Consider the following 19,677-nt stretch of genomic DNA (forward strand, 5'->3'; position numbering starts at 1 on the left):
CCAAAACTTGGGGCCTCCCCCCGGCTACCCACCCAAGATGTTGTGTGGAAGCCGGGGGTCAAAACTACGCCGGGACAGGGGGGCTGTCAACCATTCGGAAACCTTCGATTCCGCTGCGGGTTCGAGATGGAACTTGCTGATTTTGCAAGGGTCCAAAACCGGCTTTCTGCAACAAAAATTTCTTTTCAAACCTCTTGCACAGGGCCTCTTCAGCTCCATTTGTTAGGCTCGAACCTGAACCAACTCACCCGAGCAGCCTGTCCATGCGCACCCTGCCCCTGGTTTCCTGCCTGTTCTGCGCGGCCCTGGTCGGCGGCGCGACGGCCCATTACCTGGCCCCGACGCCGTCCAACCCCCGCCCCCTCGCCGCCCTGGCCCAAAGCACGGTCGATGCCGCCCTGCCCGCCAAGGCCATGGCCGAGCCGACCCCGACACCGACCCCGGTCGGCGCCCCCATGCCCTCCCTGGCCCCGATGCTGGAGCGGGTCACCCCGGCGGTGGTCAACATCTATACGAAGCAGGTCGTGCGGGTGAACAACCCGATCGCCGAGTTCTTCGGCGGCGGCCGCTTCCCGCAGGAGCGCGTGCAGCAGTCGCTGGGCTCGGGCGTCATCGTCGATGCCACCCGCGGCCTGATCCTGACCAACAGCCATGTGGTCGAGGGCGCCGACGCGGTCTCGGTCACGCTCAGCGACGGCCGCACCTTCGAAGCGCAGCCGGTCGGCGCCGATGCCGATACCGACGTCGCGGTGATCCGCATCAACGCCACCAACCTCAATGCGCTGTCGCTGGCCGACTCGCAGCAATTGCGCGTGGGCGACTACGTCGTCGCGGTCGGCAATCCCTTCGGCCTGGGCCAGACGGTCACCAGCGGCATCGTTTCCGCCGTCGGTCGTAGCGGCCTGACCGGCCTGGGCTACCAGAACTTCATCCAGACCGATGCCTCGATCAATCCGGGCAACTCCGGCGGCGCCCTGGTGAATCTGCGCGGCGAGCTGGTCGGCATCAACGCCGCCAGCTTCAACCCGCGCGGCAGCAACGCCGGCAACATCGGCCTGGGCTTCGCCATTCCGAGCAACCTCGCGCGCGAAGTGATGCGCCAGCTGATGGCCTATGGCGAAGTGCGCCGCGGCTCGCTCGGCCTGGATTCGCGCGACGTGACGCCGGACCTGGCCAAGCAGTTCGATCTCGGCACCGCGCGCGGCGCCCTGGTCGCGCGCGTGTATCGCGGCACGCCGGCCGAAGCCGCCGGCCTGCAACCGGGCGACCTGATCGTCTCGGTCAACAGCCAGCGCGTCGCCAGCGCGCAGGAACTGCACAACATCGAAGGCCTGCTGCCGGTCGGCCAGGCCGTGCACCTGGGCGTGGTGCGCAACGGCAAGCCCATCGTGCTCAACGCGACCCTGAAGGCGCAGGCCAAGGAAATCGACGGCGGCACGCTCGACCCGCGCCTGACCGGCGCGACGTTCTCGGAACTGCCCGAGCGTTATCGCCAGCAGGGCTTGCGCGGCGTCGTGGTCAGCAAGGTCGCGGCGAATTCGCGCGCGGCGCGGAACGACCTGGACAACGGCGATCTGGTCTTGGCGATCAATCGCCGGCAGGTATCGGACTTGAACGATTTCCGCGCCCAGCTCGGCGCCAAGCCGCAGCGCCTTGCCCTGGTGTTGCAGCGCGGCGGTTCGCGCGGCGAACTGGAGATGCGCTGAGGCGCGAAGGACGAGGTTCGCGACGGTTCAGACCGTCGCGACTTCGACGCGGTTGCGGCCGTTCTGCTTGGCGCGATACAGCGCGTCGTCGGCGGCCTTGAAGAATTCCATCTCGCTGTTGAAGCTCTGCGCGGTCGTGCTGGCCACGCCGATGGACACCGTCACTTCGAGGTCCTGGGCGAAACGCCGCTGCACCGCGCCGCGGATGTGTTCGGCCACCGAGACGGCGTGCGCGCCGTCGCTGGTGGCGACGATGATCGCGAACTCCTCGCCGCCGTAACGGCAGACGATGGCGCCGGCGGGCGCTTCGGCGCGCAGCAGCTGGCCCATCGCCACGAGGATCTCGTCGCCCTTGGCATGGCCGTGGCGATCGTTGATGCGCTTGAAGTGGTCGATGTCGAGGATCAGCAGGGCCACGCCGGTCTCGCGCGAATGCGCGAAGGACAGCTCGAGCTGGCGATCGAAATAGCGGCGGTTCGACAGCGAGGTCAGCGCATCGGTCAGGGTCTGGCGTTGCAGCTCGTTCACGCGCGCGGCCAGGGCCAGCGACAGCAGCACCATCTCGAGCAGGGCGCCGGCCTGGAAGGCGTTCTGGGTGAAGGCGTTATGCGGCAACAGGCCAAAGGTCTTCACCATGTACACCAGCACGCTGGCCAGGAGCGCGGCCCAGGCCAGCATGAAGATGCCGGCCGGGCGATAACGCTGCACCAGGCCGACCGCGCCTAGCGCGACGATCACCGCGACGCAGACGATGGTCAGGTAGGCCATCGGCTGGATCAGGCTGCTGTAGGGCAGGAAGAAGGACGCGAACAATCCCGCCAGCGACAGCCATTGCACGCCGACCGCGAGCCGGTCGAGCCGGGGCGAATGCTGCATCGAATTGAGGAAATGCCGCGCGAACATCGTGCCGAAGATCAGCGAGAACGCCAGCAGCACCAACAGGGCCTGGTTGCCCCAGATCGGACTGTCCGGCCACAGGAACTGGAAGCTCAGGCCGTTGTGCACGCCGAAGTACAGGCCGTAGCTCAGGGCGTACAGCAGGTAATAGAAGAAGGCGCGGTCGCGCACCGTCAGGAAGATAAAGAGGTTGTAGAAGAACAGCACGCCGAAGCCGCCGAAGTAGGCGCCGTAGGCGAGTTGTTCCAGGCTGATGTTTTCGATCAGCTGGTGCGGACTGGCCAGGCTCAGGCCGATGTTCAGCGCACCGGAGGTCTGGTAACGCAGATAGACCGTCTTGGTTTCGCCCTTGGCCAGGCGCACCGGGAAGACGAAATCGCGATGGGCGATGGGCCGGGTCGAGAACGGCCGCAGGTCGCCGGTGCGCACGGCCTGCCAGCGCCCGGATCCGTCCTGCGTCCAGACATCGAGATGATCGATCAGCGGATAGTCCTGGCGCAGCAGCACTTCGCGGTCGCGATCGCCGGCGTTGACCAGTTGCACGCGCACCCACCAGGCCGAACGACTGAAGCCGAAATTGGTGCCGCTCTCGCTCGCCGGCATGAAGGTCTGCGCGCGAACGGCGGCGAAGTCCTGCTGGCCGCTCGCGTCTTCGTGGAGCGCGATGACGCCGGACAGGCTGGCCTGGGAGAAGGCCTCGTCGATGCGCAGCGATGGCGCGGCCGCCTGCGCGCCCGTCGCGAACAGCAGCGCGAGCAGCACTAGGATCGGGGCGCAGCAGCGAAACAACGATGTCCTCACCGGCAGCCCTTTCCCCAACATTGCGGATGATCCGGCACGGCATCGGCGCCCGAGAGCGCTTCCCATGTGATCGCGTGCACAGCGCAGCTTGCCACAAGCCTGCCGGGTATGAAATTGTCGGCGCACGCGAAGGGGAAAGCGATGAACACGATCCGGTCACCTTGGGGGGCGGCCCTGTTGCCGCTGATGTTGCTTGCCGCCTGCGGACGCAACGCACCGGAACCGGCACCGACACCGGCGAAGCCCGCCCCCGTCGCCGAAAAACGCCTCGTATCCACGCCGCAGGGCTGGTCCGACACGGCGCGCGAAGCGGCCTGGTTCAGCAGCTTCGGTTCGCAACTGATGCCATATCGCTGGCTCGCCGCGCTGGAGCTGCCCGGTTCGACCGATGCCTTTGCCAGCGAAAAACACATGGTCGAGCTCGGTTTCCTGCCGGCACCGACCTCGGACCACAACCCGGGCGGTTATCCGGTCGGCTTCACCCGCAGCAAGGACGCCAAGGGGCAGTATTGGGTCGGCCTCGGGTGTGCGGCATGTCACACCGGCGAAATCCACTACGGCGATGTGAAGTATCGCGTCGACGGCGCGCCGGGCCTGATCGATTTCACCAACTTCGAAGCGGGCGTGATCAGCAGCCTCAGCGCGACCATCGCCGATCCGGCGAAATTCGATCGCTTCGCGCGCACGCTCGGCGCCAGCCAGGGCAAGGCGCGGCAGGATCTGCAGAACCAGATGGTGTCGATCGCGCAATCGCTCGACGCCCTGCATCGCGTCAACGAATCCGGGCTCGACTACGGCCATGGCCGGCTCGATGCCTTCGGCCAGATCTTCAATGCCATCGCCGTCAACGGCATCGGCCTGCCGGAGAATGCGCGCGAACCGAACGCGCCGGTGAGTTTCCCCGCGCTGTGGTCGGCCTCGCACCTGGACCTGGTGCAATGGAACGGCTCGGCGCCGAACGCCGGCCCCGGCCCGCTGCTGCAGAACGTCACGACGGCGCTGGCGGTGTACGGCAGCGTGGACCTGCGCAAGCGCAGCGGCCTAGGTTACGACTCGAGCGTGGATTTTTCCGAACTCGGCGCCCTGCAGGATCGCTACTACCAGCTCAAGTCGCCGCAATGGCCGGCGGCTTTCGGTGCGATCGATGCGGCGAAAGCGCAACGCGGCCAGGCCCTGTACGCGAAACAATGCCAGGCCTGCCACGCGCTGTCGGCACGCGACGACGGCAAGCGCCAGTTGAAGACGGTGATGGTGGACGTCGACGAGATAGGCACCGACCCGCGCATGGTTAACAACTTCCTCGCCGGCAAGGTGAAGACCGGCATGCTCAAGGGCCGCAAGCAGGCGGTGCTGGCCGGCCCCGTATTCGGCAACGAAGCGCGCAGCATCGATGTGGTCGTGCATGCGGCGATGGGCGCGACGCTGCGCCATCCTTTCTCCGCGGCGAAGGATGCGATCACCAGTTGGCACAAGACTATCAAGGCCGGCATCAACCAGCATCCGGACTACTACAAGGCACGCCCGCTGGACGGCATCTGGGCCAGCGCACCGTATCTGCACAACGGTTCGGTGCCGACGCTGGCCGACCTGATGCTGCCCGAGGCGCAGCGCCCGGCGCGGTTCGTCGTCGGCAACCGGATGTTCGATCCGAAACGCGTGGGTTACGTCAGCGAAGGCGAAGGGCCGGGGCGTTTCGTCTTCGACACGAGCCTGCCGGGCAATCGCAACACCGGCCATCTGTACGGCGCCGCGCTCGACGCCGCGCAGCGCGACGAGCTACTCGAGTACCTGAAGACCTTGTAGGCCTGCTGTACGAACCTGCGGCCGGCCTCAGGCCGGCGACACGGCTTGCGATTCGTTGCCCAGCCTGCGCAAGGCATCGAACCATTCCCCGATGCCGGCGTAACGCTGGTCCTGCAGAGCCGCCAGCACCGTTTCGCGCGCCAGCCAGCGATAGGCCTCGAACTGCGCTTCGGTGAAGAACTGGTTCGTCGTCGGTTCGTTCGGGAAACTCGGACTCTTGCGCTGGTAGGCGAGCACGTCGGCGCTGACCGCGCCATGCATGCAGGCCTTGAAATACAGCAGCTGGCCGCGGCTGCCGTCGGCGTACAGGATCTCGCCGAAGCGCCAGGGGCGCACGGCCTCGTCTTCGCGCAGGTTCAACCTCACCTGCGCACCGAAATCGACGCGCACCTTCTCGATCATGTTGCCGAGGTCGGCGTAACTTGCCGTGGGGTCGGAACCGGCGTCGATCGAGATGATGTAGGGCAGGCGACGGCGGATCAGTTCGTACACGCCGAGGTTCTCGAACTGGCCGCCGTCGGACAGATGGATGTCGCGCCAGCGTTCATCCAGGCGCGTGCCCAGCAACTCGCGGAATATCTTCGTCCACCATCCCGGTAGCGGCCAGGCGCGCCTGGCCTCGGGATTCGGATTGATCGCCCAGTACCCGAGGCGCAGGTTCAACAGCGCCATCAGGAAGGTCAGCGAACGGTTCTTCGTCTGCGGCGAATCCGGATCCACCGCGGCGCCGGCGATCGCCGTCGCGGTGGCGACGCGTGCGTCCGAATCCTCGTTGGTCCGCGCATCGCCCCAGCCGGTGGCGGTACTGCCGAAACGCAGCGGCGTGAAGGCGAAGCAGGCGCCTTCGCGCGCGCGGCGGCGTTCGTCCGGCGAGGTCTTCGTGTTCAAGGTGCTGCAAATGAGATGGAAGGGCGCACCGCCGGAAGGCATCACGTCCGAACAACGGAAGTTGCCCGGGTTCGCATCGGGTTTCTCGGCGACGATGGGCATCATCGCCTGGCGCAGGCGATCGCGGTAATAGCTGTGGATCGAGACCGCGTTCAGGCTGCACCAGGTGCCGAGCAGCAACGAGATCGCCAGCAGGATCAGGAAGGACTGCGAGCGCAAGGTGTCGATCTGTTCGGCGATCGCATAGGACAGCACGAAGATGCCGTACACCAGCAGGGCGAGCGCGACGCGCGCCAGGCGCTGGCCGTTCATCGTGCCTTTCGACTGCCCGCGCCAGAACGCCGCCAGACCCGAAACCACGGCGCCGACCGAGGTCAGCGAGGCGCCATCGCCTTGCAGGAAGGATGGCGCCCAACGCGCCAGGGCCATGTCGATCCAATGCGCGGTGACCGGGATCGAACCGATCACCATCAGGATCGAGCCGATCGTCAGCAGGGCGCCGAGCGCGATGCGCATGCGATCGACTTTTTCCGGCGAATGCAGACCGTAACGCGTGGCGACCATCGCGAAATACATCGCCAGCAGCGGCCAGAAGGCAAAACAGGCCATCGACGCGATGCACAGCAGCAGGTAGCCGTCGTGCGCCGGCGGCAAGGGCCAGAGCGCATGCAGCTGCGGCCATTCCAGGTGCAGGAACTGCAACGTCATGATGTCGGTGACCGCGATCAAGGGCGCCGTCAGCACCAGCACATTGAGGAAAACCGCCGCCAGGATCGACGCCAGCAGCGTCATGATCGAGAACCCTTTCTGCGCGATCAGGTACTGCACATGCCGACGCAACCAGTCGAGCGCGGTGCCATGCGCCGTGGCCAGCGGCGCGGCGAAAGTCGGGCCGGCGCCGCGCGGCAATTGCGCGCGCAGCCAGGTATACGCACAGGCGATGTAGCCGCCGCCCGAGACCGAGCTCAGGTAGTCGACGCGACGCATCAGGCCGACCGACTCCAGCGCCTCGAGCACGCCGAGATTGAACACGGCGGAGCGGATGCCGCCGCCGGAAAACGCCAGCCCGACTTCATCCTTGTCCGGTGCGGGCAACGATTCGGCTTCGCGGCGCGCGCGCAGCCATTGCTGCTCCTCGTCGCGAACCCGATCGAAGTCGCGGGTGTATTTCGCGGCCGCTTCGGCGTCGCTCATCGCGAAGCTCCGAGTTTGCAATCGGGGCTACGGAAATCGGCCGGCGTGCCGGGCAGATCCTGGTGGATCTTCAGGTATTCGACGATCGCAAAGCGCTGCTCGTCGCTGAACTGCGGGCCGATCACGCCGGGCGGCAAGGGATTCTTCACGGGATCGGCCATGTGCGCCTGCCACTGCTTCGGGCTGGCGACGAAACCATGACCGGTGTTGCGATTGCCGGCGTCGGTGGTGTCCAGCCAGAAGCCGTCCTTTTCGTCCGGGTCGGCCGGCGTCGTGTAGAAGCCCAAGTGCTTGGCGTCGTAATCGCGGCGACCGACGAAGAAACGCACGCTGCGTTTTTCCGGCGGCAGCAGCATCTCGTACACGCTGGGCACCGAACCGTTGTGCAGGAAGGGCGGCGTGGCCCAGACGCCCTGCAAGGGGCGCGGCTTGTAACCGGCGATCTGCTGCGGCAGATCGAGCGCGCCGAAACCTTCCAGGCATTGCTGGGTCGGATAGTCGATGTTCTCGTCGCGGTAGTACTTGGCCTTCACCATCAGGCCCAGCAAGTTCAGGCCCTCGCCTTCGCTGAGCTTGCGCGTATCGAGCGCGGCGATCTGGCGCTGAATGCTGTCGGCGGCGCCGTGCACGTCCCAGGACAGCCATTGCTGCTGGCAGGCCAGGTTGCACTCGAAACCTTCCTCCGGCGCCTGCGTCTTGCCGCGCTCCGAATCGATACCGAGCGCCTCGAGTTCGGCCGCGATATCGGCGAAGGCCTGCTTCGGCAGGCTAGGCACGGGGTCGGCGTCGGGATCGGGATAGGCCAATGCGAGCTCGGGCAAGCGGCCCAGCGGCTGGCCGGCGGCTTCGCGCCCGGCAATGACGCTGATCAAACGGTAACGCGCATCGCGCGCCAGGTCGCGCGTGAACAACGGCGAGAACGCGGCGTGGATTTCCTGTCGCGTGATGCCGGTCGCCGACAGATCGAAGCGGCGTTCGACGAAGGCCGTCGCCGCCGCCGGGTCGGTACCGATATGCGCCAGCGGCACGACCTCGATCTTCCACTGTTCGGCCGGCGAAGCCTTCAAGGGCGCACCGCTCTGCTGCAGGGCGGCGTCGGCGACGTGCGGGCCGTGGCACATCTGGCAGTGCGTATCGAACAGTTCCTTGCCTTGCGCGGCCAGCGCGCGATCGACCTTGCCGAGCAATTCCTCGGGCCACGGCGGCGGCTGCAGGCGTTGCAGGTCGCGTTCGATGCGATCGAGGTTGGCGATGTTGACCGAGGTGTCGAAACGCCGATCCGGCGGCAAGGGGTTGCCATAGGTGTCGGTGAGGCGCAGCACCGCGCCGACGCCGAGCGCCTCGCCGATGTTGCGCGCCAGCGGCTGCCGCACCGAACCGTTGTACTGCACCCAGTCGAACTTCCAGATATTCCACAGATACGGGTAGCTGACCGGCGCGGTCGCGTCCTGATAGTTCTTCGACACCAGGTGATCGCCGAAGACGGTGTTGGCGATGCGGCCGAGCGCGTCGGTGCGGCCGAAACCTTCGCGCACCGGATAGAGCTGGCGCAGCGGATTGTTCTGGCCCTGCTTGAGCAGGGAAAGCAGCGAGGCGCGGAAGGCGTCGCGCAATTGCGACTTGCCTTCCGGATAACGCGGTCCGATCACCCGGCGGGCGAAACGATTGAACTTGAACGGATCGAACAGCGTCTGCGTCATGGAGGCGATCAGCGTCGGCCCGAAGGCGCCGCGCTCCATGCTCGTGAACGCATGCATGGCCTGGCCGCCATCGATGCGGATGGCGATGCGCTTGCCGTTTTTTGCGCGTGTATCTCGCCGGTGTGGCAGGCGGCGCAGGTGATGTCGAGCACGTTCTCGCCCAGCGCCGGCTCGTAGTGCTTGGTGAACCCGACCGGCAACTGATCGGGATTGGCCGGCGTCGGATGCGGATCGACGATGAAGCGATAGCGCCGCATGTGGTCGGGATCGACGAAACGCTGCTCGCTGAAAGGCAGCTCGAGGTTGACGAACCAGCTGTAGCGCACCGGCGTCATCAACGCGCCCTGCGGCACCGTGGTGCCCTGCGGCGTGTAGTAGTAGGTCTGGCGGTCGACGCTGTCGGCGCCCTTGCCCCAGCCCTGGTCGAGATAGACGTATTCGTCGATGGGTTCTTCCGGCGGGATCGAGCTGACCGGCCACAGCACGAACGCGGCGAAGGCCGTGACCGCGAGCACGACCAGCACGAGGGCCGCGATCAGCAGCCGCTTGAGCAAGGCGCCCGTGGGCATGGCAAGAAAACGCGCGATCCTTCCCGGCCGCGGCGTGGCGGCTTGCGTCGCTTCGGACATCCGATCCCCCGATCCAGTCTTTCCCCGGCCGCTACGCTAGCACCCTTGCGTGCGATGGAGAACGCCGGCTGACTTTCCGCTCAACGGACCGGCGACTTCGACGCCGAGTCCACAGTCGCATGCTCTATCCTTGTGCGATGGATCACACACCCGCCCCCGACGAAACGACGCCGGCATCGGAACCGACGCACGATGCGCCGGCCTCGAAAGCCAGCCTGTCCTTGCGCATCATCGCCCTGCTCGCGGTGTTGGCGGCCTGCTGGGCGGCCGGCGAACTCCTGGTGCCGATCATGCTGGCGATGTTCTTCGCCCTGGTCGCGAACCCGCTGGTCTCGCGCCTGAGGAAGATGTGGATGCCGCGCTGGCTCGGCGCGATGGCGGTCGTGATCGGCGCGCTCGCGCTGGGCGTCTGGATGTCGACCTTGCTGATCGCGCCGGCGACCGATTGGGTCCGGCAGGCGCCGACGCAGTTGCAGGAAGTCGCGCCGAAGTTCAAGAACCTGATACGTCAGGTCGACAAGGCGAACCAGGCCGCCGTCTCGCTGGCGAAAGCGGCGGGCGCCGCACCGGCGCCGCCAGCCCTGGCCGACATCGACAAACCGCATGCGCCGAACCTGTGGAGCGTCATCGCGCACACACCGCGCCTGCTGACCAGCATCGGCGCCATCGTACTGCTGACGTATTTTTTCCTCGTCTATGGCGAAGGCCTGCAACGCCAGGCCATCGGCCTGTTGCCGGACCGGCAACAGAAGCACCTCACCAGCGACATTCTGCGTGCGATCGAGACCGAGGTTTCGATCTATGTATTGACCATCAGTCTGATCAATATCGTGCTCGGCCTGCTGCTGACCGGCGCCCTGTGGTGGCTGGGCCTGAACCTGGGCGATGCCCTGCTCTGGGGCACGGCCGCCGCCTTGCTGAATTTCGCGCCTTACATCGGCCCGCTGACCGGGGTGCTGGCCCTGGCCCTGGTCGGCGCCGTCACCTTCGACGAACCGGGTCGCATGTTGGCGCCGGCCCTGGTCTTCCTCGGCCTGCATGCGCTCGAATCGCAACTGATCACGCCGATCGTGCTGGGTCGCCGCATGTCGATCTCGCCGCTGGTGCTGTTGCTTTGGCTGATGCTCTGGGGCTGGCTCTGGGGCATCGCCGGCCTGTTGCTGGCGGTGCCGATGCTGGTCTGCTTCAAGATCGTCGCCGAACGCGTGGATGGCTGGCAGGGCTGGGCGAAAGTCATCGAATAAACGGCGTCGCCACGGCGCCCGCGTTAGAATAGGCCGGTGATTCCCGCTCCGCGCGCCCTCAGTCTCGACCTTGACGACACCCTCTGGCCGATCTGGCCGGCGATCGAACGCGCGGAAGCGGCGCTCGACGCTTTCCTGCGCGAACGTTGCCCGCGTACCGCGGACAAGTACCCGATCGCCGAGATGCGCGCATTGCGCGACCGCATCGCCAACGAGCATCCGCAACACGCGCACGATTTCACCCTGCAACGCCGCCTGTCGCTGGCGCATGCGCTGCGCGATTCCGGCGACGACGAGGCGCACGTCGACGCGGCGTTCGATGCCTTCTACGACGCGCGCAACCGCATCGAGTTCTATCCCGATGCGCTCGACGCGCTCGATCGCCTCGCCAGTCGCTGGCCGATCGCGGCGTTGACCAATGGCAACGCCGACCTCGCCCGCATCGGCATCGCGCATCGCTTCGTCGTTTTCGTCTCGGCGCGCAACGAAGGCCATGCCAAGCCCGATGCGCCGATCTTCCATTCGACCTGCCGGCAACTCGGCCTCGATGCCGCCGACGTGCTGCATGTCGGCGACGATCCGTGGCTGGACATCGCCGGCGCGCAAGGCGCTGGCCTGCGCACCTGCTGGATCAACCGCCGCAACGAAACCTGGCCGGAAAACCTGCCGGCTCCGGACCTGAGTTTCACTACGCTCGCCGCGCTCGCCGACTGGCTGGACGCGCATCATCCGCACAGGGAATCCGCATGAGCCTGCCCGCCTGTTTCGCCCCCGCCTCCGACGTCGCACAGGCCGTTCCGCTGCTCGTGCTCGACCGCGGCACGTTCCCGGCCTGGCGCGAATCGCAGGACCAGCGCACGCGCGTCTGGCTCGAATCGCACGGCTTCGCCGGTGCCGCAGGAAGCTTCCTCACCGTACCTTCCGCCGACGGCCGAGCGGCCTTCGTCGTCGTCGGCATCGGCGATGCCGACGATCCGCTGTCGCTGTCGCATCTGCCGCAACTGCTTCCAGTCGACACCTATCGCCTGGCGGCGGATTCGCCCGTGGTCGTCGATCCGGCCCTGGCCCTGCTCGGCTGGGGTTTGGGCGGCTATCGCTTCGACCGCTATCTCAAGCAAAGCAAGCCGCTGGCGCGACTGGCGCTGGAAAGCGCCGATGCGGAACAGAGCGAGGCCTTCGCCCTGCTGCGCGCCAGCACCCTGGTGCGCGACCTCGTGAACACGCCGACCGAACACATGGGCCCGGTGGAGCTCGAGGCCGTCGCGCTGCGCCTGGCGCATGCCTACGGCGCACAGTTCGGCAGCGTCGTCGGCGACGAGCTGCTGGCGCAGAATTTCCCGACCATCCATGCCGTCGGCCGCGCGAGCCATCGCGCCCCGCGACTGATCGAATTGAACTGGGGCGACGAAGCGCATCCGCATGTCGCCATCGTCGGCAAGGGCGTGTGCTTCGACACCGGCGGCCTGGACATCAAGACCGCCGACGGCATGCGCAACATGAAGAAGGACATGGGCGGCGGCGCGCATGCGCTGGCGCTGGCGCAGCTGGTGATGGCGCGGCGCCTGCCGGTTCGTCTCACGGTGCTGGTGCCCGCGGTGGAGAATTCCATCGCCGGCAATGCCTTCCGTCCCGGCGAAGTCATCGTCACGCGCCTGGGCCATAGCGTGGAGATCGACAACACCGACGCCGAAGGCCGCCTGGTGTTGTGCGATGCATTGGCCTATGCGGCGGAGAAGAAGCCGGCCCTGATCCTCGATTTCGCCACGCTGACCGGTGCGGCGCGCATCGCCCTGGGCCCGGATGTGCCGGCGCTGTACAGCAACGACGACGCCCTGGCGAATCAATTCCTGCAGGCCGGCGAACGGCAACGCGACCGTCTCTGGCGCATGCCCTTGTGGCGCCCCTACTTGAGCATGCTGAAGTCGAATATCGCCGACCTGGCCAATGCCGGTCCCTCGCGTCACGCCGGTTCGATCACGGCCGCGCTTTACCTCGAACGCTTCGTCCCCGAAGGCCAGGCCTGGGCGCACCTGGACCAATACGCATGGAACGATAGCGAACGCCCCGGCAAGCCCGCGGGCGGCGAGGCGCAGGGCTTGCGCGCCGCCTTCGCCCTGCTGAAGGCGCGCTTCACGGCCTGAAGCATCGCGTGGACGACGCATGACATTCGTCAGCCGGGCCGCATGACGGCCTGCCCTGGCGAGAAAAAGTGCCTTCCGGCACCTTGTCGCCACGGCGTCAGCAAGGACAATGCGCCAGTCGTGGCGACTCTGTCGCCGCGCCGTGAAATACTTCCGCCCCTGTTGCGTCGCGCCGAACCGGAAACCCCATGTCCCACCCGAACGAGCTCCTGAACGAACTCCGCATCGACCGCAGCGCCAAGCAGCAGGCGCCGGAAGGCCGGCCTTGGCTCTGGGTCGCCGTGGCCACCGTGGCCCTCGTCGCGATCGTGGCTTCTTACTTCTTCTTCGGGCGCGAAGAGGCGATCGAAGTGAAGACAGCGACCGCGACGGCTGTGCAGGGCTCGGGCGGCGGCAGCGCCTCGGTGCTGGATGCTTCCGGTTATGTGACCGCGCGCCGCATCGCGACCGTGTCGTCGAAGATCACCGGCAAGGTCAAGGAAGTCTTCATCGAGGAAGGGCAGCGCGTCGAAGAAGGCGAAGTGCTGGCGCGCCTGGACGCCGCCGATGCCGATGCGCAGCGCGAGCTGGCGCAGTCGCAACTGGCTTCGGCACAGTCCCAACTGGCCGAGGCGCGCGCGCAGCTGGTGCTGGCCGATCGCACCCTGGTTCGCCAGCGCGAACTCGCCGCGAAGAAGCTGGTCGCGCAGTCAGCGCTGGATGCGGCCGAAGCCGATCGCACTTCGCGCGCCTCGCGCCTGCAAAGCCTGGAACGTGCCGTGAAGGTCGCGCGCGACGGCGTCGAGATCTCGGCGCTTGGCGTCGACAACACCGTCATCCGCGCGCCCTTCACCGGCGTGATCGTGGCCAAGGCCGCGCAGCCAGGCGAAATGATTTCGCCGATCTCCGGTGGCGGCGGTTCGATCCGCACCGGCATCGGCACCCTGGTGGACATGGATTCGCTGGAAGTACAGGTCGACGTCAACGAGGCCTACATCGGCCGCGTGCAGCCGAAGATGCCGGTCGAAGCCGTGCTGAACGCCTATCCGGACTGGAAGATCCCGGCCGAAGTCATCGCCATCGTGCCGACCGCCGATCGCAGCAAGGCGACGGTCAAGGTGCGCATCGCCCTGAACCAGAAGGACCCGCGCATCGTGCCCGACATGGGCGTGCGCGTGAGTTTCCTCGAGACGACGCCCGCATCGGCGCCGCAGGTCAGCGCGCCGCGCGTGCAGGTACCGGTGACGGCCGTGCGCAAGGACGGCACGCAGGACATCGTTTTCGTCATGAAGGACGGCAAGGCCGAACGTCGCGCGATCAAGGCCGGCGGCACGGTCGGCGACCAGCGTCAGGTGCTGGCCGGCCTCAACGGCGGCGAACAGGTCATCGTCGAAGCACCCGATACGCTGAAGGAAGGCGACGAAGTGCGCCTGGCCGAAACGAAGTAACCCAGAACACATTCCGATTCAATCGACAGCGCACTGCGCAACCCGAGAGGCCCGCGATGAGCGAAGAAAGCATGATCAAGGTCAGCAACGTCACCAAGTCCTACGAGCGCGGCAAGCAGAAGGTCGAGGTGCTGCACGGCCTTTCCATCGACGTCCCGCGCGGCGACTTCGTCGCCCTGATGGGCCCGTCGGGTTCGGGCAAGACCACCCTGCTGAACCTGATCGGCGGTCTCGACACGCCGAGCTCGGGCGAGATCAGCGTCGGCGGCGAGCGCATCGATCGCATGAGCGCCGGCCAGCTGGCGCGCTGGCGCAGCAACAACGTCGGCTTCGTCTTCCAGTTCTACAACCTGATGCCGGTGCTGACGGCCGAGGGCAACGTCGAGCTGCCGCTGTTGCTGACCAAGCTGTCCTCGGCCCAGCGCAAGAAGAGCGTCGAAATCGCCCTGACGGTGGTCGGCCTCGCCGATCGCGCCAAGCACAAGCCGCGCGAACTCTCCGGCGGCCAGGAACAGCGCGTCGCCATCGCCCGCGCCATCGTTTCCGATCCGCAACTGCTGGTCTGCGACGAACCGACCGGCGATCTCGACCGCAAGACGGCCGACGAAATCCTGAAGCTGCTGCAGGTATTGAACCGCGACCACGGCAAGACCATCGTGATGGTCACGCACGATCCGCTCGCGGCCGAATACGCCAAGCGCACCCTGCATCTCGACAAGGGCCGCCTGGCCGAACAGGCGCAGGCCTGATGCGCGCCGCGCCGCGGAGGAACGATCCATGACCAAGACCGGATTCGTCATCGCCAACCTGTTCCGCAAGAAGACCCGCACCGTCCTGACCCTGCTATCGGTGGTGATGGCTTTCGTGCTGTTCGGCCTGCTGCAGTCCCTCAACATGGTGTTCAGCGCGGGCGCCGATTTCGTCGGCGCCACCCGCTTGGTCACGCAGTCGCGCGTATCCTTCACGCAGTCGCTGCCGATGCGCATGGTGCCCGAGATGGACGCCACGCCCGGCGTGCAGCATGTGATGTACCAGCAGTGGTTCGGCGCGGTGTTCCGCGACGATCCGCAGATCTTCGCCTTCGCCGTCGATCCGCAGCGCTTGCACGCGGTCTATCCGGAATGGGTGATGCCGGAAGAAAACTGGAAGGCCTTCACCGATACCCGTACCGGCATGATCGCCGGCCGCGAACTGTCCAAGAAGTACGGCTGGAAGGTCGGCGACAAGATCCCGATGCAGTCGAACATCTTCCCGCAGAAGAACGGCAGCAAGGACTGGACCTTCGACCTCGTCGGCATCTACGACGGCAAGGACGAGGAGTGGCAGCGCAACACCGCCGGCGGCATGTACATCAACCACGCCTATTTCTCCGAAGCCTCGCTGTTCGGCGGCGGCCTCGGCGGCATCTTCGTGCTCAAGCTCGACAAGCCCGAACTGGCGCAGTCGGTCGCGACGGCCGTGGACAAGCGCTACGAGAATTCGGCCGACGAGACCAAGACGCAGACCGAGAAGGATTTCCAGGTCGGCTTCGTCAAGCAGCTCGGCGACATCGGCCTGATCGTGCGCTGGATCCTGTTCGCGGTGTTCTTCACCCTTCTGCTAGTCGTCGGCAACACGATGGCGCAGAGCGTGCGCGAGCGCATTCCGGAACTCGCCGTGCTGAAGACGCTCGGTTTCTCCGACGGCAGCGTGCTCGGCTTCGTACTGGCCGAAACGTTCGCGCTCTGCGCGATCGGCGGCCTGGTCGGCCTCGCCATCGCCACCGCGCTCGGCGCCCTGGTGCAGAAGTTCGCCGGCGCGATGCTGCCGCTGGCGATCGACTGGCGCGTCTGGATGGCGGGCCTGGTGGCGATCGTGCTGCTCAGCCTGGCCGTCGGACTGTTGCCCGCGCTACGTGCCCGTCGCTTGAAGATCGTCGACGCGCTCGCCGGCCGATAAGGAGAAGACCATGTTCAGTCAGATTCTCGCCATCTCCTCGATCAACCTTAAGTCGGTGCCGGAGCGCTGGGCCTCGTCGCTCGTCATCGTCATCGGCCTCGCCGGCGTCGTCGCCGTCTTCGTCGCCTTGCTGGCGATGGCCCAGGGTTTCCAGGCCACGCTGAAGGACACCGGCCGCACCGACAACGCCATCATCCTGCGCGGCAATTCCGGTGCGGAACTCAATTCCGGTTTCGGCGGCGACACGGCCACGCTGATCAAACAAGGCCCTGGCATCCGCAAGGGTGCCGACGGCAAGCCGCTCGCCTCGGGCGAACTGATCGTCATCACCGAACTGTTCAAGAAGGGCGAGAAGGTCAATGGCGCCAACGTGACCCTGCGCGGCGTGGAACAGCCTTCGTTCGCGCTGCGCCCGCAGCTGAAGATCGTCGAGGGCCGCTCGTTCAAGCCGGGCTTGCGCGAGATTATCGTCGGCGCCGGCGTGACGCGGCAGTTCGATGGCGTCGAGGTCGGCCAGACGCTGCGCATGCGCGGTTCGGAATGGAAGGTGGTCGGCAAGTTCGAAGCCGGCGACGCCAACGACAGCGAACTGTGGGCCGATGCCGGCAGCGCGCAATCGGCCTTCAATCGCGGCAATGGTTTCAGCGCCGTGCGCGTCGGCCTGGAATCGCCCGAATCGCTGCAGACGCTGAAGGACGCATTGACCTCCGATCCGCGCCTGACCGTCGAAGTGCTGCAGGAGCAGGCCTATTACAGCTCGCAGACCAAGCAGTTCCGCGGAATGATCATGGGCCTGGCCGGCGTGGTGACCTTGATCATGGGTCTCGGCGCGATCTTCGCGGCGCTCAATACGATGTACGCGGCGGTCGCGGCGCGCGGCAAGGAAATCGCCACGCTGCGCGCGATCGGTTTCGGCGGCGGGCCGGTGCTGGTCTCGGTGATGATCGAAGCACTGGCGCTGGCCTTCGCCGGCGGCGTGCTCGGCGCGCTGATCGCCTGGGCGATGTTCGACAACCTGTCGGTGTCGACGCTGGGCCAGAGCTTCACCCAGGTCGTGTTCGCCTTCAAGGTCGATACCGGCCTGGTGATCACCGGCCTGGTCATCGCGCTGGTGATCGGTTTCATCGGCGGCCTGCTGCCGGCGATCCGCGCCGCCCGCCTGCCGGTGACGACGGCGCTACGCACGGCCTGATCTTCGCGTCGACGGTTGGATGGAAGGCCCGGCAATGCCGGGCCTTCTTCTTTCTCAACTGCGCAGTCTTGCCCGCGTGATCAGCACCACGCCGACCAGGATGACCGCCATCGCGCCGATCACGTGCGCATCGACTTTTTCGTCGAGCAGCCAGACGCCGAGCAATACCGCGATGGGCGGATTGACGTAGGCATAACTGGTGGCGAGCGCCGGCCGTACGTTCTGCAGCAGCCAGACGTAGGCCGAGAAAGCCACGATCGAACCGAACAGGCCGAGATAGACCACCGCCAGCGTCGCATGCAGGGGCGGTACCGCCGTGATGCGTTCGCCCAGCGCGAGCCCGACGATGTTCATCGCGATGCCGCCGCAGATCATCTGCGCCGCCGTGCTCATGAACGGCGCCGGCAGGTCGCGGTCGCGGCTCCAGACCGACCCGAACGCCCAGCTCAACGGCGCCAGCAGCAGGGCGATCATGCCCGGCAGGCTGGCGGCCATGCCGCTGCCGAAGTTCAGCCAGACGACGCCGGCGAAACCGATGCCCAGGCCCAGCCATTCGAGCCGGTTCGGATGCCGGCCCTTCAGCGCGCTGAACATGCCGGCCCACAGCGGCATCGACGCGACGGCGATCGCGGCCAGGCCCGACGAGACGGTCTTCTCCGCAAAGTTCACCAGCCCGTTACCGAACAGCAGCATCAGCACGCCCATGACCGCCGCGTTCTTCCACTGCGCGCGCGTCGGTGCGGCGTGGCCGCGCCAGCGCAGGAAGGCATAGAACAGGATTCCGGCGAAGATGAAGCGCAAGCCCCCCATCAGGAAAGGCGGATAGCCCTCCAGGCCGACGCGAATACCGTAGTAGGTCGAGCCCCAGATCAGGTAGACGGCACCTAGCGCGAGCACGAGCGCCGTCGTGCCGCGGGTGGCGGGTGAAGACTCGGTGCTGATCGCGTTCATGGCGTGGAGTTTCGCTGGAAGTTTGGGGAGGGCGTCATTCGCCGGCGACGAAGTCGCGCTGCACGGCGATGCGTGCGAGCAACCAATGCAGGCCAGCCAGGTGCTGCTGGTCGTGGCTGCACAGCAGATGCGCGAGGCCGCGCAGGGTCGTCGGGCCATAGCCTTCGAATTCGGCCGCCCGCGCCAGGTCGGCGACGCTCGCCCGCGACAGCATCTTCACGGTACGGGCGCGCGCGACGGCGAAATCCGCCAAGGCCGCTTCCGCATCGGCAGCGGTCGCGGCGGCATAGTCCCGTTCCTCGGCCAACGCGTAGCTGTCGATGTCGGCCAGGACCGGCCCGTTCTCCGTCAGGGTCCGGCCGATGCGGACGTGATAACCGTCGCGCTCGATGTCGCGCACGTGCAACAACTGCCCGAGGGGCGTGAAATGTTCGCTGGGCATGCCTTCCCAGTGCGGCGGCGACCAAGTCGAATAGGCGACGGGAACCTGGGCGTACTGCGTCGCCAACAGCGGCGGGAACGCGGCGAGCGCGGATAGCGTGGTTTCGATGCTCACGGGCGAATCCTCTGGGATTCCTGGCGGCCCGGACGCGACCGCAGGACAGCATCCTATGCCTGCCTCGCGAACGGCGCTTGAAAAAACATGCGCCAGAACGCAATATTTTTGCGTGGCCGGAAAACCCCTCCAGCTCGACGATTTCGACCATCGCCTGCTCGAACTGCTGCAGCGCGACGCCGATACCACGCTGACCACGCTCGGCGATGCGATCGGCTTGTCGGCCAGCGCGGTACAACGGCGCATCAAGCGCTATCGGGAAAGCGGATTGCTGCGCCAGGTCGCCGTTCTCGACGGCGAACTGCTGCCGGCGGTCACGCTCGCCGCCGTCTGGGTGACGATGGAGCGCGACACCTTCCGTCTCCATTCCGCCTTCCGCGCGCGCATGCGCGCCACGCCCGAAGTGCAGCAGTGTTATGCGGTCGCCGGACAATGGGACTACCTGGTGATCATCGCGGCGCGCAACGTCGCCCACTACCGGGAAATCGCCGAGCGCCTGTTCGTCGACGAGGGCACGGTGAAACGCTACGAGACGCGTCTGGTGTTCGAACCGATCAAGATCGGGCTCTCGCTGCCGACGCGCCCCGGCACGCGGCGAAAACGCTGAGTC

At 66.5% G+C, this 19,677-nt stretch carries 16 protein-coding genes; 10 read left to right on the plus strand and 6 right to left on the minus strand.

Going from position 1 to position 19,677, the window contains the following annotated elements:
* Positions 1-263: 263 nt before the first annotated feature.
* Positions 264-1,706, plus strand: coding sequence for a Do family serine endopeptidase (locus QM707_RS10355; RefSeq protein WP_415001770.1), 1,443 nt, complete (start codon positions 264-266; stop codon positions 1,704-1,706).
* 27 nt (positions 1,707-1,733) lie between these two features.
* Here QM707_RS10355 and QM707_RS10360 read toward each other — a convergent pair whose 3' ends face one another.
* A complete protein-coding gene (locus tag QM707_RS10360) occupies positions 1,734-3,425 on the minus strand; it encodes a 7TM diverse intracellular signaling domain-containing protein (RefSeq protein WP_415001771.1) in 1,692 nt (563 codons plus the stop codon).
* A gap of 120 nt (positions 3,426-3,545) precedes the next feature.
* Between QM707_RS10360 and QM707_RS10365 the strand changes: the two genes are divergently transcribed.
* Positions 3,546-5,207: a di-heme-cytochrome C peroxidase gene (locus QM707_RS10365; protein WP_415001772.1), complete on the plus strand. Its 1,662-nt coding sequence runs from the start codon at positions 3,546-3,548 to the stop codon at positions 5,205-5,207.
* A gap of 27 nt (positions 5,208-5,234) precedes the next feature.
* Here the strand turns inward: QM707_RS10365 and QM707_RS10370 are convergent, their stop codons facing one another.
* From QM707_RS10370 to QM707_RS10380, 3 genes are read right to left on the minus strand one after another with little or no spacing between them, the layout of a single operon-like run.
* A complete protein-coding gene (locus QM707_RS10370; RefSeq protein ID WP_415001773.1) occupies positions 5,235-7,289 on the minus strand; it encodes a patatin-like phospholipase family protein in 2,055 nt (684 codons plus the stop codon).
* Complete coding sequence (locus QM707_RS10375; protein ID WP_415001774.1) at positions 7,286-9,046, minus strand: di-heme-cytochrome C peroxidase; 1,761 nt, start codon at positions 9,044-9,046, stop codon at positions 7,286-7,288. Before QM707_RS10375 ends, QM707_RS10370 begins: the two co-directional genes overlap by 4 nt.
* Positions 8,998-9,618, minus strand: a complete 621-nt coding sequence (locus tag QM707_RS10380) for a hypothetical protein (protein WP_415001775.1) — start codon at positions 9,616-9,618, stop codon at positions 8,998-9,000. The genes QM707_RS10375 and QM707_RS10380 overlap by 49 nt, the downstream gene beginning before the upstream one ends.
* Positions 9,619-9,737: 119 nt before the next feature.
* On the opposite strand from QM707_RS10380, the gene QM707_RS10385 reads away from it, so the two are divergent.
* The 7 genes from QM707_RS10385 to QM707_RS10415 all read left to right on the plus strand — a co-directional run bounded on the left by QM707_RS10385 (position 9,738) and on the right by QM707_RS10415 (position 17,560).
* Positions 9,738-10,862 carry an AI-2E family transporter gene (locus tag QM707_RS10385; protein ID WP_415001776.1) on the plus strand — a complete coding sequence of 375 codons (1,125 nt, stop codon included), beginning with the start codon at positions 9,738-9,740 and terminating at the stop codon, positions 10,860-10,862.
* Positions 10,863-10,898: 36 nt separating this feature from the next.
* On the plus strand, positions 10,899-11,612 hold the full coding sequence (locus QM707_RS10390; RefSeq protein WP_415001777.1) for an HAD family hydrolase: 714 nt from the start codon (positions 10,899-10,901) through the stop codon (positions 11,610-11,612).
* Entirely contained in the window at positions 11,609-13,003 is a 1,395-nt protein-coding gene (locus tag QM707_RS10395) for a leucyl aminopeptidase family protein (protein ID WP_415001778.1), read from the plus strand. The genes QM707_RS10390 and QM707_RS10395 overlap by 4 nt, the downstream gene beginning before the upstream one ends.
* 188 nt (positions 13,004-13,191) lie before the next feature.
* Positions 13,192-14,430 (plus strand): efflux RND transporter periplasmic adaptor subunit, encoded by a 1,239-nt coding sequence (locus tag QM707_RS10400; RefSeq protein ID WP_415001779.1) that lies wholly within the window; start codon positions 13,192-13,194, stop codon positions 14,428-14,430.
* 56 nt (positions 14,431-14,486) lie between these two features.
* Positions 14,487-15,179 carry an ABC transporter ATP-binding protein gene (locus QM707_RS10405; RefSeq protein WP_415001780.1) on the plus strand — a complete coding sequence of 231 codons (693 nt, stop codon included), beginning with the start codon at positions 14,487-14,489 and terminating at the stop codon, positions 15,177-15,179.
* A gap of 28 nt (positions 15,180-15,207) precedes the next feature.
* Positions 15,208-16,368 (plus strand): ABC transporter permease, encoded by a 1,161-nt coding sequence (locus QM707_RS10410; RefSeq protein ID WP_415001781.1) that lies wholly within the window; start codon positions 15,208-15,210, stop codon positions 16,366-16,368.
* Between the two features lie 10 nt (positions 16,369-16,378).
* On the plus strand, positions 16,379-17,560 hold the full coding sequence (locus QM707_RS10415; RefSeq protein WP_415001782.1) for an ABC transporter permease: 1,182 nt from the start codon (positions 16,379-16,381) through the stop codon (positions 17,558-17,560).
* A 54-nt stretch (positions 17,561-17,614) separates the two neighbouring features.
* Here QM707_RS10415 and yedA read toward each other — a convergent pair whose 3' ends face one another.
* Together yedA and QM707_RS10425 are read right to left on the minus strand one after the other, a co-directional pair.
* Positions 17,615-18,511, minus strand: a complete 897-nt coding sequence (gene yedA, locus QM707_RS10420) for a drug/metabolite exporter YedA (RefSeq protein WP_415001783.1) — start codon at positions 18,509-18,511, stop codon at positions 17,615-17,617.
* 34 nt (positions 18,512-18,545) lie between these two features.
* Positions 18,546-19,067 carry a DinB family protein gene (locus tag QM707_RS10425; protein WP_415001784.1) on the minus strand — a complete coding sequence of 174 codons (522 nt, stop codon included), beginning with the start codon at positions 19,065-19,067 and terminating at the stop codon, positions 18,546-18,548.
* 112 nt (positions 19,068-19,179) lie between these two features.
* Between QM707_RS10425 and QM707_RS10430 the strand changes: the two genes are divergently transcribed.
* Positions 19,180-19,674 carry an Lrp/AsnC family transcriptional regulator gene (locus tag QM707_RS10430; RefSeq protein WP_415001785.1) on the plus strand — a complete coding sequence of 165 codons (495 nt, stop codon included), beginning with the start codon at positions 19,180-19,182 and terminating at the stop codon, positions 19,672-19,674.
* Positions 19,675-19,677 lie beyond the last annotated feature (3 nt).

Origin of the sequence: Arenimonas sp. (assembly GCF_047602345.1) — a bacterium.
Lineage (GTDB): Bacteria > Pseudomonadota > Gammaproteobacteria > Xanthomonadales > Xanthomonadaceae > Arenimonas.

Bases quoted from the DNA above. Each gene is read 5' to 3' on its own strand.
- QM707_RS10405 (WP_415001780.1), top strand. From the start codon at position 14,487: ATGAGCGAAGAAAGCATGATCAAGGTCAGCAACGTCACCAAGTCCTAC.
- yedA (WP_415001783.1), bottom strand. From the start codon at position 18,511: ATGAACGCGATCAGCACCGAGTCTTCACCCGCCACCCGCGGCACGACG.
- QM707_RS10385 (WP_415001776.1), top strand. From the start codon at position 9,738: ATGCTCTATCCTTGTGCGATGGATCACACACCCGCCCCCGACGAAACG.
- QM707_RS10415 (WP_415001782.1), top strand. From the start codon at position 16,379: ATGTTCAGTCAGATTCTCGCCATCTCCTCGATCAACCTTAAGTCGGTG.
- QM707_RS10365 (WP_415001772.1), top strand. From the start codon at position 3,546: ATGAACACGATCCGGTCACCTTGGGGGGCGGCCCTGTTGCCGCTGATG.
- QM707_RS10355 (WP_415001770.1), top strand. From the start codon at position 264: ATGCGCACCCTGCCCCTGGTTTCCTGCCTGTTCTGCGCGGCCCTGGTC.
- QM707_RS10370 (WP_415001773.1), bottom strand. From the start codon at position 7,289: ATGAGCGACGCCGAAGCGGCCGCGAAATACACCCGCGACTTCGATCGG.
- QM707_RS10395 (WP_415001778.1), top strand. From the start codon at position 11,609: ATGAGCCTGCCCGCCTGTTTCGCCCCCGCCTCCGACGTCGCACAGGCC.
- QM707_RS10400 (WP_415001779.1), top strand. From the start codon at position 13,192: ATGTCCCACCCGAACGAGCTCCTGAACGAACTCCGCATCGACCGCAGC.
- QM707_RS10410 (WP_415001781.1), top strand. From the start codon at position 15,208: ATGACCAAGACCGGATTCGTCATCGCCAACCTGTTCCGCAAGAAGACC.
- QM707_RS10380 (WP_415001775.1), bottom strand. From the start codon at position 9,618: ATGTCCGAAGCGACGCAAGCCGCCACGCCGCGGCCGGGAAGGATCGCG.
- QM707_RS10375 (WP_415001774.1), bottom strand. From the start codon at position 9,046: ATGCATGCGTTCACGAGCATGGAGCGCGGCGCCTTCGGGCCGACGCTG.
- QM707_RS10360 (WP_415001771.1), bottom strand. From the start codon at position 3,425: ATGTTGGGGAAAGGGCTGCCGGTGAGGACATCGTTGTTTCGCTGCTGC.